We start from the raw sequence: 13,305 nt of genomic DNA on the forward strand, positions 1-13,305 counted from the left end.
ATTATCAGACTATTTCTTCAGTAGGCTCGGTTGGTCTGTTGTCCCAGTTCGCGAAGTCCTCGAGGTACTGGAGCGCTGTCGACCAAGCGCGGATGCGGCGAAGGTTGGCATCAAGGACCATGTCTGATTTGCTGTGATTGGTGTCGAGGGGGTGTGTGGGGAGTTGGCTCCACGTCGATGCCCATGATCGTCGTGGCCGACTCCCGAGGTGTGCGGCTGGGCGGTCTGCAACAGCGGCGTCGATCCGGAGCGCGAACTCTACGCCCGCATAGACTGTCCGGTGTGGGACGATTGTCTCGGCATCGTCGACGACCAATGAGAGGTCGGCAAAGGCGTGGCCGTCGCGGTAGTTGTCGAGGAGTGCCGCCACAAGCAGTGTGTGGTACTTTAGGCTTGTGTATGGGTAGGGGACGGCTTCGTTGAACAGCGCGGCAACATCACTTGCCAGCCACATTTGGTGCATGGCTTCGGAATCAGTCTCACCGAGGAGCTCACGCACAGCACTCTTGACGCCGTTCTGTCTGCGTTGGTGGTGGAACTGGCTTTCGCCATCGACGAGTGAGAGGCGATACGGTGACGTGTGGTTGGCCATGGTCTGTGTCGGCTTACCACTAGGACGGCTTAGTGCCGCGGCGTCGCCGTCTGCACCGTGGGGGACGGGCTGGTTCACGCGGACGCCTGCGAACGTGTCGGCGGCGTCGGCATGGGACCGTCCATTCAGTTTGTGTGCGTCGTGGCGGTAACACTTGATGTGTGGGTGATTGCGTGAATCGGTCATTGGTTTTCGAGCCGGGCTGCAAGTGCTTCCTCGAATGCCGGTCGGTACTCCACTTTCCATTGGTCATCCTTCTCATCCATCGCGTTCGTGGTGGCTTTCCCGCGGTCGAAGACACGCTTTAGCTCATGATCGTCGTAGAGGGGGTTGACGAGGTGAGTATCGACGATTCCTGCGCCGAAGTTTCGCGCACCACCCAGTTGGTGCATGAAGTTGGTGTTGTGCGCGTCGAGATAGTCGAGGCCCTCACAGAGGAGGCCGGTGAATTCGGATTTCGTCTCTCTGAAGGAGAGATGCCAGCAGCCGTCGAGGTTTGCGACCGCGTCGAGTTCAGCGTTCCGTAGCGGCTCACGGTTGTCCTCGTCGTTCCGGGAGACGATATTCTGGTTGAGCCGGCGGAAGTGGCCCTCGGCCTGCCCGCGCGTGTAGTCGACGCTCGAGCGAACGGGCGAGAACTTGATCGGCCGGCGCATCAGTTTGCCGGGAATACCCTCGAATCCGCCGAAGAGATCAAAGATCACGCAGCCATCGTCCGCGTTCGCGTCGTCGACGCACGCGCCCTTCTCGTGGTACCCATCGTCGAGGTCGCGCTCATACACCGCGGCCTTCTTGAAGTTCGCGCTGGCCTCGCCAGGATGACAGGCAGTGCCATCGTGCTGCTGGACGACGCGCTCCATCCCATGGCGCAGCCACCCCGAGAGCGGGAACGCCGGGATGATGCCGCCAATCTGGTTTTGCGGATCATCGGCGTCATAGTTGCCGTTCGAGGCGTGGTGACGATCAGTGAGGATCGAGTCTCCGATGACCAGCAGGTCACACTCGAGGCGGACGTACACGTCCGTGATGTGGGGTACTGCTGGTTCGTCACTCATGGTGCACAGCCCTCCGTTGGCGGACTGAGCGCCCGGAGCGCCAGTTCGGTGAGACAGAGCCGATGACTTCGCGCCGTGGGCAGCGCAATCGTCCCAAGCCGGCCACCCACGAGGACCTCCGTCACCCCGAGTGTCGGCGACCGAACCCGACTGGGCGCACAGTCGAGGCAGTACAGGCGGGAGACGATCCAGTCTACCGTATCGGCAGGGCGATACGCGTACGCGAACACGATATCGGTCTCGTGGAGCGCCTCGCCACAGCCGATGCAGACGGCACCGTCCGAGCGAGGACCAACGGGGTGACCGGCTAACACCGCTTCTGGGGTTGCGATGACCGTCGTTTCGTCGTCGGGAGCGCCGTCTCTCGGCGCCCGGTGCCGACAAGCGTCGTTATCGGGCATCGGACCTCGCCTCCGGGCGACGCGTCGCGTTGAAGCACGTGAAACAGGGGAGATTGTTCTCTGTCAGATCGTCACACCAGTTGTGATCACACAGTTCGTTAACCGGACCGCTTTCAGTGATGGAATTCGTAGCTAACATCGCTTCTCGAGTCTCCGAGAAGCGCGGTCTGGTGTGCTAGCACCAGGCCACAGAGTTTCTGTAGCCATCCGCGCTTCAGGTATACAATATACTGCTATCCCAATAAAGGTTGCCAGTATAGTGCGAACATACACATTATAGAATCAACCAGAGTCCATTTCAGTGCACAAGATATTGTATGACCAATAGATAAGAAACTACCATGGCAGACCGTCGAGCATTGTTGACCGACCGTGAACGAGAAATTATTGCTGGTGAAGCTAATGTTTCTGATGATTACCGATATCAGACAATAAGCCGTGTACGAAAGAGATTCGGGCGTCTAGAGGACGATCTCAAAGTACTAGAAAAACACGGGGGACTCGCTGAGGAACTTCGGGATATTGTTTGTAAGAAAGACGGGCGTGATTAACCACCAGCGTCTAAAATGTTATAACTGATGGAATGGTTGCGTTAGCGCCCAGCAACGCCCATACAGGCGTAGCGCAACGCATCGAGGCAGTGGTCCTGCGCGACCGCCGTCCCGACCTGGTCCTCCTTATACCCGAGGAACTCCCGGATCAGGTGCTCGCAGCGATCGGACACCAGGAGGCCGACCCGCTCGACGGGGGCGCCGCCGTCAAAGGCCAACGGAAGTCGGTCGGGGCGGTCGTCGATCGTCCGGTTGCCGTCGGCCTGGAGGCGCTTGCGCACCTCCGCGATGCCGGCATCGAGGTCTTTCGTCGCCGTCTCGGCGGTGTACCCCGCCCGACGGAACCTGTCGACGTGGGCGGGTTCGTGCTCGCAGTAGATCTGGCCCGCCGGCTTCGCGCCGTCCTCGAGCCAGGCGATGGCGTCGTCGACGTGGGAGTCGGACTCGTAGAACGCATCGAGGGCCACCAGCTGGTCGTACCCCGTCTTTCCCAGTTCGAGGACGACACGGGGATTGCTCCAGCCGGCGTCGTAGCCGTAGACCCGCCAGCTATCGCCGGCACGCTCGCAAGCGGTGGCGTGGGGGATCACATGTCGATCGCGGCTGAAGCCGCTGTAGACCAATCCCTGGGCGGCCGCGAACCCCCCGCGCAGCGCCTGGGCCTCGCGGTCGGTGTCGGCGTACTGGCGTTCGAAGCGCTCGCGGGTGCCCGGATCGAGATATGGGTTGTCGAGCGTCGAGGCCCGCACCACCTCGATGGCGAGCCCGATCGGGTCGCCGGTCGAATCCTGGCGCTGGCCGAGGATCTCCCAGGCGTCGTTGTAGCCGTTGCCGGTGAGCGTCCAACACTGCACTTTCGGCCCGGCAACACCGCGCAGTCGGCTGCCGAGCATCTCCAAGAGGTCGTGGAGATCGGGCTCGTAGTGGCTGGGCTCGTCGAGCCAGATGGCGCCGAACTCATCGCCGGCGTACCGGTTCCAGCTGTCGGCCGCCCCGAGGACGATCACCGCGCCGTTGGTCAGCGTCAGCCGGTTGGCGCTGCGGGTGTAGTCGGCGACCACCGGCGAGGTTTCGGGGCCGTTGTGGGCCCGCGTCACCATCGCCGTCCGTGTGCCGGGCAGTTGGTCGAACAGGATGCGAAACGTGCTGTCGCGGGCCTTGGTGAAGTCGACGCCCATCGCCAGAAACCGACTGTCGGGGTGGGCCAGCGCCTGGGCGAGCAGCCAGCGCGCGCCCAGGATGGACTTCCCGCTGCCATACCCCGCGAGGCAGGCGACGAGATCGGCCTCGCCGCCGGTGAGCGCCGCGAGACACTCCTGTTGGGCCGCCCAGAGATCGTAGGTGAGCGTCGCCGTCTCGGGGTCGTAGGCGATCCCCGTCGGCCGGGCCTCGGGGGCGGCGTCGCGCCACTGGACCGTCACGTCCTGTGGGCCAGCGTCGGCTGCCTGCTCGTGGCCCCGTTCGTATTTGAGGGCTGCGAGCTCTCGCTGCAGCTCACGTTTGGTCGGCTCGCTCATTGCGGCCCTCCGTCGTCGGCTTGCAGCAAGTCGATTTCGGCGGCCATCTCGTCGAGGTCCTCGTCGTTCAACAGTTTGCGGTACTGCCCCGAGAGATAGCCGAGCGTGCGGATCCACTTGATCTGAAGCTTCTGCTCGGCGGCCGTGTCGGGGTCGCTGGCCGCGATCCGGTCGTGGGTGAGTTCGATGGTATCGGCGAGGCGGTCGAGGACTGCCTCGCGGTCGGTTCGTTCGGAGGGGCGATCGGTTGGCGTCATAGACAGCGGGGAGCTACCATCCAGCCAGCACCGGCCGCGCGCCGCGGCTGGGCGCGACCGCGTGGTATAGGTGGGCAGCTCCTAGGGTCGTGTTCGTGACCGTCCGGTATAAATTGCCGTAAACCAAAGTGGAAGTGATATAGATAGCGGTGTTTAATGCCTATAAATGGGTAAGATGGGCGTCTGGGGCGCGCTATTCCAGTTTCATAGGATGTTGACCCGATTTAAGTGTCGGCAGTGGCGAACGCCGGCAACGTAGCGGCGTAGGGTTCGATCGCCTCCCGAACCCAGCCGGGGTCGAACGTCGTCTCGATTTGCTTGACGCGGCCGTCGCGGCCACGCGAGTCGATCCAGGTCTCGAGGAGGCCCATCGTCTCGAGATCGGTGACGGCCTCGCGGATCGTGCGCTCGCCGAAGTGGAGTTCGGCCGGGACCTGGTCGCTCCGCACGATTTCGTGAATCTCCGCCGTCGTCACGGGTTGTTTGATCGTCGTCCCCTGATCCCAGCCCGTGACCCCGATTAGAACGAGGAAGTGGTTTGCTGGCAGGGCGAGCAGTTTCTCGATGGTCGCCTCGCGCTCGGTTCGCTCGAGGTTCGCCGCGATGCACTCGTCGGTCACCGTCGCGAGCCCGCGGTCGTTTGCGGTCTCGCCGGCCTGGCGAAAGAGGGTGAGCGCCTTCCGGGCATCGCCCCACCGTCGGGCCGCCTCCTGGGCGCCTTCGTCGCGGACCTCCGCCGGCACTGCGCCGTCACGAAACGCGCGCTCGAGCCGGGGGGCGAGGAGTGCCGCTAACTCATCGGCGTCGTACGGCGGGAAGCAGACGGCTTCGTCGCTCATGGCGCTTGCGACGCGGCTGTCGAGCCGGAGGTCGACCTCCAACAGCTCGTTACTGATGAGCCAGACCGAGAGCGAAATCCCCCGGGCCAGCTTCTCCTCCCCGCGCAGCAGCCGATAGAAGAACTCGCTGGGGTCGTAGTTCGTGTCGTGCTGGACGTGGTCGATCTCGTCGAGGAGGAGGACCGTCCAGGCGGGGTAGTCGGCGAGGGCCGCCCAAATCCCGTCGAAGACGCCGTCGAGGCCTTCGTACGCCCCTTTTTTGACACCCGACAGCGCGACCAGGATCTCGTTGGCGGCGCTGAACAGCGTGCGACACTCCTTCAGATTGACGTACTCCACCGCGACGTCGTCGTGGCGGGCGGCGAACTCCCGGCAGACCCGCCGCGTCGTCAGCGTCTTGCCCGTCCCCGGCGGGCCATAGATCGAAACCGTCGGCGGGAGGTAGCCGTCATTGGCACCATTTAAAATCGTCGCGAGGTCGCGCTCCTGCGTCTCACGCGCGTGAATGTCGGCCGGGTCGGCGAGCGGATCGAGCACGCCCTTGTCCGCGAAGACGTTGTCGTCCGGAGCGGTCGCAGCGAAGAGGTCGTCGTACTTGCTCATACGATCGTGATTGCCAGCGGTAGTCGGGTGCCAGCAATGAACGTATCGGCCAGCACACCACTGGCGAATAGACGCCACCGGATACTGACCCCGATGGTGTCCCGAACCACTTGCCCCCGAGGCAGTTCACCTGTCTCAGGCCGTCCTCGCTCACCCTGGCTGGGACACCGGAGACCGTCGGCCTGGTGCTCGGCGGAAGCGAGGCCGTCGATCCATGGAACGCTTTTGCGTATGGGTACCCATACATCTACTATGAGCAAGAACATCGCCATCTCGGATGATGTCTACCGCGAACTCAAACGGGAGAAAGGCGAGCGCAGTTTCAGCGAGGTCATCCAGGCCCATCTCGAGGAGCGCCGTCAGCTCGCCGACGTCACGGGGTCGGCGTCCTCGATCCCGAGACCCAGGCGGCCGTGAAAGCAGATGTCGAACAGCTGAGCCAGGGCACGCTGTCACGACTCGACGATGAAACTCTGTGATACGTCCGTCCTCGTCGATATTGACCGCGGCGTCGATGACCGGGTGGCCAGACTCGACGACGACGACCGGCATGCGATCAGTACAGTGACGGTCACCGAACTCCGGCTAGGGGTGACCAAGCGATACGAGGCGGGCGACGCGCGACAGAACGCACTCGAGGATCTCGAACGGCTGCTCGCTCGGTTCACGATCATCGACGTCGACCGGGCTGTTTCGACTGCCGCAGCCGATCTCATCAGTACCCTGCAACGACGTGGCGAACCGTTCCACGATCTCCACGACGTGTACGTCGGCGCGACCGCACTGACCGAACAGCTGCCGGTGCTCACTACGAACGTCGCTCACTTCGAACGAATGGTCATCGGGGCTGTTGTCGATTGGTCGATATTTTGAGGACGGTATCGGGACCCCGCACAGCCGACCGGCGGACGACTAGACAGGTAGTGGCTGCGGAGAATCGGGGTGGCCACGCTCCAACGCAGTGCCACTCCGTCAGGGTGCCGTACTTGACGGCGACCACGTCGTGCCGAGTAGCGAACTCGCGGCAGATTCGGCGCGTCGTCACTGTCTTCCCAGTTTCCGGCGGTCCGTAGATCGACACCGTCGTCGGGAGATACCCCTCATGAATGCCGGTCAGAATCGACGCCAACTCGCGCTCTTGTACATCGCGAGCGACGATTTCCTTGGATTCGGCGAGTGGATCCAACGCACGTTTATCGGAGAACACGCTCTCGGGATAGGTCGTCGTATGTAGTCATTGATTCCATATGATTCCAGCGGAACTACGAGTGTGTATGTATACCTGCGAACATCGACATAATGGCTCTGGATAGTCCTCGATAATCGCGGGCATAAGAAAGGACCGCCGATACTCTCAGATATTCGCATTACACTCCGTGGAGTAGAAGACTGTCGTCGTCGTATAACCGAGTCTGGCAAACGGCCCACAGTTCAGACCCTGATCTCGCTGGTGTCATCGAACGGCTCACCGCCAAAACTCCACACTATCCGATCGCCGTCTCGAGCGTCACTGCCGATCGCCTGACTGAAATCGGTCCCTCTCGAGACCAAATCGAGGTCGTTCCGAACGGAATCGATGTTACCCAGATCGAATCAACTCGTCCAGTCGACGACGGCTTCACCATCCTCTATGTAGGTCGACTCGCCGAGCACAAGAACGTCGACCTACTGTTAGAGGCTTTTGACCAGTTCGCGCACACGGCCCCCAATGCCACCCTCGGGATCATTGGTGATGGACCAGAACACGACCGACTCGAACGGCAAGCCAAAACTCTCGAGCACGCCGATCGCGTGACGATGCTTGGATTCCTCAAGGAATACGACGATGTCCTCGCCCATATGCGCGCGGCGGATATTTTCGCTTCGCCGTCTACCCGTGAAGGATTCGGAATCACATTCGCAGAGGCGATGGCTGCAGATTGTACTGTTATCGCAGCGCAACATCCGGAGTCCGCCGCTTCCGAGGTGATCGGTGATGCGGGCCTTCTTGTATCCCCGACTGTCGACAGTGTTGCTACTGCTCTCGAGCAAGCACTTGAGGGTAATAAACAATCCAATACGGCCCCCACGACACGAGCCCAGCAGTTCGACTGGGATACTGTCGCCGACCAAGCGGAGCAGTGTTATCGGCGAGCAATCAACGGTGAATGGTAGCGATCAGATCGGTATCGCTGTACTTGTGTTTTCGCTCACGTGCCTATTTTCAGCTCCGTGTGCGTTTATTCAGGATTCTCAATAAGAATTGGTCAGAGAGATACTCTGCTGCCTTTTCCCGGTTTCTCTCGATTTAACAGTGCCCGCTCAGAAGATTCACAAGCAACGACCGATCCTTCAAGAGCCGCTCGCTACCACCATCCAACCGACCGCTGAGGCTCAGCTAAAGACCAATGTCCACCGTACAAATGGCATAAACGACACCATGTGACGATTTCTCTACTTCCCCTTTCGACTCAAATGCTGGTGCGCGTTCGGAGTCCACTAGTCATTGGAAAGAGTGTCATAGAACTCTTCTCATAGGTTGTTTTCTCCCCTACTTTGATGAACTAACTGTTACGTAGAGAGTGCGAATCTAACGCAGATGTATCACAGACCACGGAAAACGTCTCGTGCTCAGCGAGGTCAGAGGAGTTACCGATACGACTGTTTGCGTGTGCTCATACTCTAGATACTGCTAACGTATGATTTGACCTATCAGATGTCAATTATATACATTTAGATATTATATTCAAGCCGTCTATATATTGTGAAATTTTTGGCATCTGCGATGCTATTATTCGTATGACAAATGACTCATCGAAAAACGACAAACTGGAAGTGTATCAGTCCTCCTACAAAGAGATAAAGGATACAGTAGATAAGCAACTCGATATCAAGAAAACCATTGATAATAAAATAATAGAGATAATAAAAGTTGATCTTGCGCTAATTGCTGCCATTATATCTGCAGTCAATCTATTTGTTGGCGTAGAGAATATTTTCAACTATTTAGCCTATATTATCGGTGGCCTATCATTTTTAATTATTTCTATTTATTATTGTATTAAAGGATACAGTCCATCAACCTATTTGATTGGTACCGCTGATGCTGCTATTCCCTATATTGAAAAGGTGAATAATATCAGATACCATTATTGGGAACTAATGGACGGGTACGGCACATATTTTAGAGAGAATAAAAAGCTGGAAGATAAAAAGGCAAAAGCACTCAAAAATGGAATGTGGTCTGTATTTGCTAGCCTTATAATACTCACTGGATCACTTATTCGTCTTGTATCACCTAATCATCCTATCATATATGATTTTGGTATAGTGATATCAATAATTTTATTTATTTTCTTACTGAAAAAAATTCAGTTACGAAGCCAAGAGAGGAAATCAGCAGAAAAGAGATTATGGCAAACCGTGGCAAACAAATATAACAAGAGGTATGGTAATAACCATATGGATCACGAAGACAATCTTGATGATTACAACGGGAATGGTGGTACCTTTGAACAGCAGTACTATGCACAGGAATTCGAGAAGGTAGCTTTAAGCCTAGAAATAAATACTGAAAGTGAAGAAGCTGAGCGTGCAGCATCGCATCTTCGAACTGCCGCTGAGCATCTTGATCCGGATAGGAATAATAGAGACAGTCAATTCTCATTCTCGGCAAGAGAATTTGAACCTGAAGAAGGAGCCGACGATTTACGAAGGGCAGCCGATCAAATCCAAAAAGTTATTCAAAACTATGGCAGAGAACCTTATCCGGGCGGTGGAGGAACATCAAGAATAGAAGATCTCGGAGAAGCACGCAATGAAATCCGACGAGCGGCAGTATATCTTGATGAAGTTTCATCTGATGAATGAGAGTTGGGTGTGATTTCATCACTTTGAGAATACGTATTGGAGCATACGGCTGCCAGTGGTGGTTGTCACCTATTCCTCGAGACTACTGCCTGAAAGTACTTCTCGAGCCCTTTTGAGCGCCTTTTGTGCCGTCTCCTGGTCACCGTGTTCGAACGCAGCTTCGATATTCTCAAGTTCGGATTGGGTTTCGTTGATGCGTTCTTGTAATGCGTTGATGTCTGGCTCAGGTTCGACGTTTTCTCGAGGATCGTTTACGAGTTTGTAGAGCCCACCGCCAATTCCTTCGATATGGCCGTGGCTGGCGAGATATGTCATTCGATTCCGCACGTTACCACTCGAGTAACCGTGTTTATCGGCGATGAATGTCGGTGTACAACGGCCATTATGAAGTTCGTCGAGGATTGCTCCGTCGGTTGGGTTGAGATCCTCTCCGTCGAGCGGCATGATATCGATTACTGAACTCATCACGACTGTAAATATGGCGGTCCGTAATATTTCTATTACGATACGTACCAACGATACGAATAAACGAATCATAATAATTAAGTGGTTGGCTGGTAGACTATAAAGTAGGAAGCGTGGCACAGCCGGGAGAAACTCCCCGGCCCGGTGTTGGAGCACCGGACCGCGCTTCTGGAGACAGAAGCAATGTCGACTACGACCTCATCAACAGAAGTAGTTTCGGATAGAGCAGCACAGCCCAACAACCCTGCCCTCGAGCGCCGCTCGTGGAACTACGGCTACATCGGCGAAGACACCGAAGGCCGACACCACCACGTCGACCGAAAACACGAACGCATCGTCGTCACGAACTCCCGAGCCGACCGTGACGATTCCGATGCCGTCCCAGTGTTCTCACTCCACGGCCCAATCCTGCACACCGAGGCCATCGAACTCGGCCCACTGGGTGAAGGTGGCGAGGACCTCCGACGATGGATCCAGTTCATCGACCAGGAGTGTGGCGGCTGGGCCGACCGACCCGTCTCCGCAACTGACCACGCACAGAACATCCTCGAGGAGGTGCGCTGAGCATGTCGGCCGCCAGAGACCGACACCAGAGCCGCCGCAACGAACAACTCGAGCACGAAGCTGCACGCCAAACCCGTCTCTTGGCAGAAGCGGAAACAGTCGCCGATCCAGAGACCAACGAATCGACGCCCTCGGTGTACGAGAACAGCACCGCTGAAGCGAACCCGGAGGTCGAAGCATGACGTCCGGCCCAGAACATCCGATTCGCGTCCGTCTCGAGGAAGTCCTCGCGGACGTGTGGATGCTCGACGGGGAGATAATCGAGCCGCTGTCGCTCGAGCCGGCGATGCAGAATCTCGAGGAGACGATCGAGGTGTACAAGCGCCTCGAAGCTGACGACTCCTATTCTACGGAGGACGACCAATGACGGACTCCTCCGGCTGGCTGGCGTCAGTCTGTGACGACCTCGAGTTCGAGTCACTGACCGATCATCCACAGCAGACGTCGACCGAGACCCACCATCAGTATCTCATAGAGCAACAGTTCGAGGGCGCCCGCATCGCTGCAGGCGAGACCGTCACCTGCGACGACTGCGATGACTGCCTCCACGAAGGTCGTCCGGCCAGCGCTCGAGCCTGCCGGCACTCCGACGAGCCCACCTACACGATCGCGGCCGTCTACTGTGCCGGCTGCGCTCCCACTGATCTAACGGAGACGGCACCAGGTCGAGACGACGTCCTTCTCGAGGCCGACCTCGGGCTCGCGATGGCCAGGCAGACACACTGGACGATCCTCGTCGAGCCGACAGTCGTGGCCACTGCCTGAGCACCGCTCCCTCCCCTTGCATCGCCTCCCGGAATGGTGCTCCCTTCACGAACGGCCAGCCACCGGTGGCCACGCCGGCGGCAGCTTGTCGAGACGGATACTCCATCCGTCACGATAGCGGTAGCGCTGTGGCTTCTGGTTGGCCGCCGAACTCGAGCTCCGTTCTGGCGACCGATCCTCACGTCTTCCACTTCCCACTTCCCGATTCCCGATGACACCACCCAATCCCAACAGCGACGCATCGATTCACGACCGACTCGCACAGCTCGAGGCTCGTATCGACGATCTCGAGGACGAGAACGATGCCCTTCGAGAAACCGTCACCGAGCAGACTGACCAGATCGAAGCACAGAACAAGCAGATCGACGCACAGAACGAACAGATCGACGCCCTCGAGGAAGAGAACAATCGCCTGGAGGCAGTCGCCCAGGCAGCCCTGAAGAAAGCGGGTGCGAACAAAGATCGAATTGCAGAACTCCAGACACGGGAACTCGAGAAAGGTGCCCATTTCCTCGCTGGTCACGTCGACCCCGACTCGCTCATGGACCGTGTCGAGCGCCTCGAGCGCTTCACCAAGGAGGACGATACCTACATGCGGATCCCCAACTCGGACGATCCACTCGACCGGGGTGGATCGGTCGCGCTCGCCCACGGCGACCTCCTGCCGATCCAGCAACTGGCACAGATGGACGACGATATGCTTCGCTCGTCGACGAACTCACTCCCAGCTCGATTAGCTGCGAAACTCTGGCGGGCACGGACTGATCCCAGTGTCGGCGATAATCCCTGGCAGAAGGGGTGCAAGAGTGTCCGTGAGTACGTGAAAGCGGGCGAGATGAAACACTGGATCCGACGGCAAGAGAGCGGTGTCAGCGACGCCTACGCGAAGAAACTCGTCTCGAGGACGATCGATGCGCTGCTCGAATTATCGAAGAACCGGCTGGCCATTCGAAGGCAAACCGAACGGAAGAACGGACTGCCATACACCGAGCGACGGGTGCTGTTGAAGACGGATGCTTCGATACCTGGGGAGACCACTGAAACGATGGACTCAACAGGGACGGCTGGTGTCCACGGATAGGTCTGGCCATAGGGATAGAACATCGCCCAACCGGGCTCATTCAGGTCCACAACACGACTAATCTACTGCGATCGCGATTGTACGTGTGGTTTCGTTACTAGCTGGTCTCTCGTTCGATCGGTCGACGTCGGTCCATGCTCGAGACGAGGTTTGGAGGGTTCCCCGAGGACATCAGGTGTCTCTCGGACAACGTTGTAACCTCTCCAGTCTACGTACTCCAGCATGAGTTCTGTTGAAACCCTTTTGCAGTCCTGCGGTTTAGCTGTAATTGAGGGCGCTAAGCCCCCTTCTGCTCACGGCGACGCCGTTCGCATGGTCAGCGGGACCGACGGTCCCGCGCTATCCTCAGCGAGCGCCGAAGGCCCGAGCAGGGAGGGGAGACAACGCCCGCGCGTCTTGGTTTCGTGTGAATCGGCACCTTTATTATACTTCGGTTGAAGGTGGTAATAAGACACTCACCACGCCTTCGGCGGTGTTCAAACGCGACAACAAGCGTGCATCGTCGGTTGTGGCCGAGTGTCGAACCGGTAGGAGTGGGACACTCCGAACCACCTGTCAAGGGAAGCCGCCTGTGGAGTCTGGAACCGCTGTGAGGACGTTCCCTGCACGTTCCGACACCGAAGCAGGATGCCCTGTCCGTAACAAGCGAGGGCTGGGTAAGCCCGAGCGCGGTAGGGCAGGGTAGTTCACTACGGCGATGCATTTCTTTAGCACCGATTATGATCGGGAAGTGAAGACATTCTCTTATATTATTCAAAAAATAGGT

General features: G+C 58.2%; 14 protein-coding genes and 2 pseudogenes. 9 read left to right on the forward strand and 7 right to left on the reverse strand.

Translation table 11 applies throughout. The features are described from left to right. Positions 1–4: 4 nt before the first annotated feature. The 6 genes from NJU76_RS23020 to NJU76_RS23050 form a co-directional block, all read right to left on the reverse strand. Positions 5–778, reverse strand: a complete 774-nt coding sequence (locus tag NJU76_RS23020; protein ID WP_254532787.1) for a DUF8168 family protein — start codon at positions 776–778, stop codon at positions 5–7. Continuing rightward, a complete protein-coding gene (locus NJU76_RS23025) occupies positions 775–1,647 on the reverse strand; it encodes a hypothetical protein (protein WP_254532788.1) in 873 nt (290 codons plus the stop codon). Before NJU76_RS23025 ends, NJU76_RS23020 begins: the two co-directional genes overlap by 4 nt. Then, positions 1,644–2,048, reverse strand: a complete 405-nt coding sequence (locus NJU76_RS23030; protein ID WP_254532789.1) for a DUF8112 family protein — start codon at positions 2,046–2,048, stop codon at positions 1,644–1,646. The genes NJU76_RS23025 and NJU76_RS23030 overlap by 4 nt, the downstream gene beginning before the upstream one ends. Positions 2,049–2,640: 592 nt before the next feature. Beyond that, positions 2,641–4,116, reverse strand: coding sequence for a terminase large subunit domain-containing protein (locus NJU76_RS23040; protein WP_254532791.1), 1,476 nt, complete (start codon positions 4,114–4,116; stop codon positions 2,641–2,643). Then, on the reverse strand, positions 4,113–4,373 hold the full coding sequence (locus tag NJU76_RS23045) for a DUF8136 domain-containing protein (protein WP_254532792.1): 261 nt from the start codon (positions 4,371–4,373) through the stop codon (positions 4,113–4,115). Before NJU76_RS23045 ends, NJU76_RS23040 begins: the two co-directional genes overlap by 4 nt. Positions 4,374–4,597: 224 nt before the next feature. Then, positions 4,598–5,815 (reverse strand): Cdc6/Cdc18 family protein, encoded by a 1,218-nt coding sequence (locus NJU76_RS23050; RefSeq protein WP_254532793.1) that lies wholly within the window; start codon positions 5,813–5,815, stop codon positions 4,598–4,600. A 252-nt stretch (positions 5,816–6,067) separates the two neighbouring features. Here NJU76_RS23050 and NJU76_RS23055 point away from each other — a divergent pair. The 4 genes and pseudogenes from NJU76_RS23055 (at position 6,068) to NJU76_RS23075 (ending at position 9,664) form a co-directional block, all read left to right on the forward strand. Beyond that, a pseudogene (locus tag NJU76_RS23055) lies at positions 6,068–6,294 on the forward strand (antitoxin VapB family protein). Next, entirely contained in the window at positions 6,281–6,688 is a 408-nt protein-coding gene (locus NJU76_RS23060) for a type II toxin-antitoxin system VapC family toxin (protein ID WP_254532794.1), read from the forward strand. The pseudogene NJU76_RS23055 and the gene NJU76_RS23060 overlap by 14 nt, the downstream one beginning before the upstream one ends. 582 nt (positions 6,689–7,270) lie before the next feature. After that, a pseudogene (locus tag NJU76_RS23070) lies at positions 7,271–7,969 on the forward strand (glycosyltransferase); the annotation flags it as partial. A 624-nt stretch (positions 7,970–8,593) separates the two neighbouring features. Continuing rightward, the gene (locus NJU76_RS23075; RefSeq protein ID WP_254532795.1) at positions 8,594–9,664 is read left to right on the forward strand and encodes a hypothetical protein; all 1,071 of its coding nucleotides are present in this window, start codon (positions 8,594–8,596) and stop codon (positions 9,662–9,664) included. Between the two features lie 69 nt (positions 9,665–9,733). On the opposite strand, the gene NJU76_RS23080 is transcribed toward NJU76_RS23075, so the two are convergent. Further along, complete coding sequence (locus tag NJU76_RS23080) at positions 9,734–10,129, reverse strand: hypothetical protein (protein WP_254532796.1); 396 nt, start codon at positions 10,127–10,129, stop codon at positions 9,734–9,736. 183 nt (positions 10,130–10,312) lie between these two features. Here NJU76_RS23080 and NJU76_RS23085 point away from each other — a divergent pair, with 183 nt between their 5' ends. The 5 genes from NJU76_RS23085 (at position 10,313) to NJU76_RS23105 (ending at position 12,539) form a co-directional block, all read left to right on the forward strand. Continuing rightward, positions 10,313–10,693, forward strand: coding sequence for a hypothetical protein (locus NJU76_RS23085; RefSeq protein WP_254532797.1), 381 nt, complete (start codon positions 10,313–10,315; stop codon positions 10,691–10,693). Between the two features lie 2 nt (positions 10,694–10,695). Further along, on the forward strand, positions 10,696–10,875 hold the full coding sequence (locus NJU76_RS23090; RefSeq protein ID WP_254532798.1) for a hypothetical protein: 180 nt from the start codon (positions 10,696–10,698) through the stop codon (positions 10,873–10,875). Continuing rightward, positions 10,872–11,060: a hypothetical protein gene (locus tag NJU76_RS23095; RefSeq protein ID WP_254532799.1), complete on the forward strand. Its 189-nt coding sequence runs from the start codon at positions 10,872–10,874 to the stop codon at positions 11,058–11,060. Before NJU76_RS23090 ends, NJU76_RS23095 begins: the two co-directional genes overlap by 4 nt. After that, a complete protein-coding gene (locus NJU76_RS23100; RefSeq protein WP_254532800.1) occupies positions 11,057–11,458 on the forward strand; it encodes a DUF8112 family protein in 402 nt (133 codons plus the stop codon). The genes NJU76_RS23095 and NJU76_RS23100 overlap by 4 nt, the downstream gene beginning before the upstream one ends. A 211-nt stretch (positions 11,459–11,669) precedes the next feature. Continuing rightward, positions 11,670–12,539, forward strand: coding sequence for a DUF8008 family protein (locus tag NJU76_RS23105; RefSeq protein ID WP_254532801.1), 870 nt, complete (start codon positions 11,670–11,672; stop codon positions 12,537–12,539). Positions 12,540–13,305 lie beyond the last annotated feature (766 nt).

The organism is Natrinema gelatinilyticum, from assembly GCF_024266705.1.
Classification (GTDB): Archaea; Halobacteriota; Halobacteria; order Halobacteriales; family Natrialbaceae; genus Natrinema; species Natrinema gelatinilyticum.

Coding starts and splice junctions, on each gene's coding strand:
- NJU76_RS23020 (WP_254532787.1), bottom strand. CDS start 778: ATGACCGATTCACGCAATCACCCACACATCAAGTGTTACCGCCACGAC.
- NJU76_RS23025 (WP_254532788.1), bottom strand. CDS start 1,647: ATGAGTGACGAACCAGCAGTACCCCACATCACGGACGTGTACGTCCGC.
- NJU76_RS23030 (WP_254532789.1), bottom strand. CDS start 2,048: ATGCCCGATAACGACGCTTGTCGGCACCGGGCGCCGAGAGACGGCGCT.
- NJU76_RS23040 (WP_254532791.1), bottom strand. CDS start 4,116: ATGAGCGAGCCGACCAAACGTGAGCTGCAGCGAGAGCTCGCAGCCCTC.
- NJU76_RS23045 (WP_254532792.1), bottom strand. CDS start 4,373: ATGACGCCAACCGATCGCCCCTCCGAACGAACCGACCGCGAGGCAGTC.
- NJU76_RS23050 (WP_254532793.1), bottom strand. CDS start 5,815: ATGAGCAAGTACGACGACCTCTTCGCTGCGACCGCTCCGGACGACAAC.
- NJU76_RS23060 (WP_254532794.1), top strand. CDS start 6,281: ATGAAACTCTGTGATACGTCCGTCCTCGTCGATATTGACCGCGGCGTC.
- NJU76_RS23075 (WP_254532795.1), top strand. CDS start 8,594: ATGACAAATGACTCATCGAAAAACGACAAACTGGAAGTGTATCAGTCC.
- NJU76_RS23080 (WP_254532796.1), bottom strand. CDS start 10,129: ATGAGTTCAGTAATCGATATCATGCCGCTCGACGGAGAGGATCTCAAC.
- NJU76_RS23085 (WP_254532797.1), top strand. CDS start 10,313: ATGTCGACTACGACCTCATCAACAGAAGTAGTTTCGGATAGAGCAGCA.
- NJU76_RS23090 (WP_254532798.1), top strand. CDS start 10,696: ATGTCGGCCGCCAGAGACCGACACCAGAGCCGCCGCAACGAACAACTC.
- NJU76_RS23095 (WP_254532799.1), top strand. CDS start 10,872: ATGACGTCCGGCCCAGAACATCCGATTCGCGTCCGTCTCGAGGAAGTC.
- NJU76_RS23100 (WP_254532800.1), top strand. CDS start 11,057: ATGACGGACTCCTCCGGCTGGCTGGCGTCAGTCTGTGACGACCTCGAG.
- NJU76_RS23105 (WP_254532801.1), top strand. CDS start 11,670: ATGACACCACCCAATCCCAACAGCGACGCATCGATTCACGACCGACTC.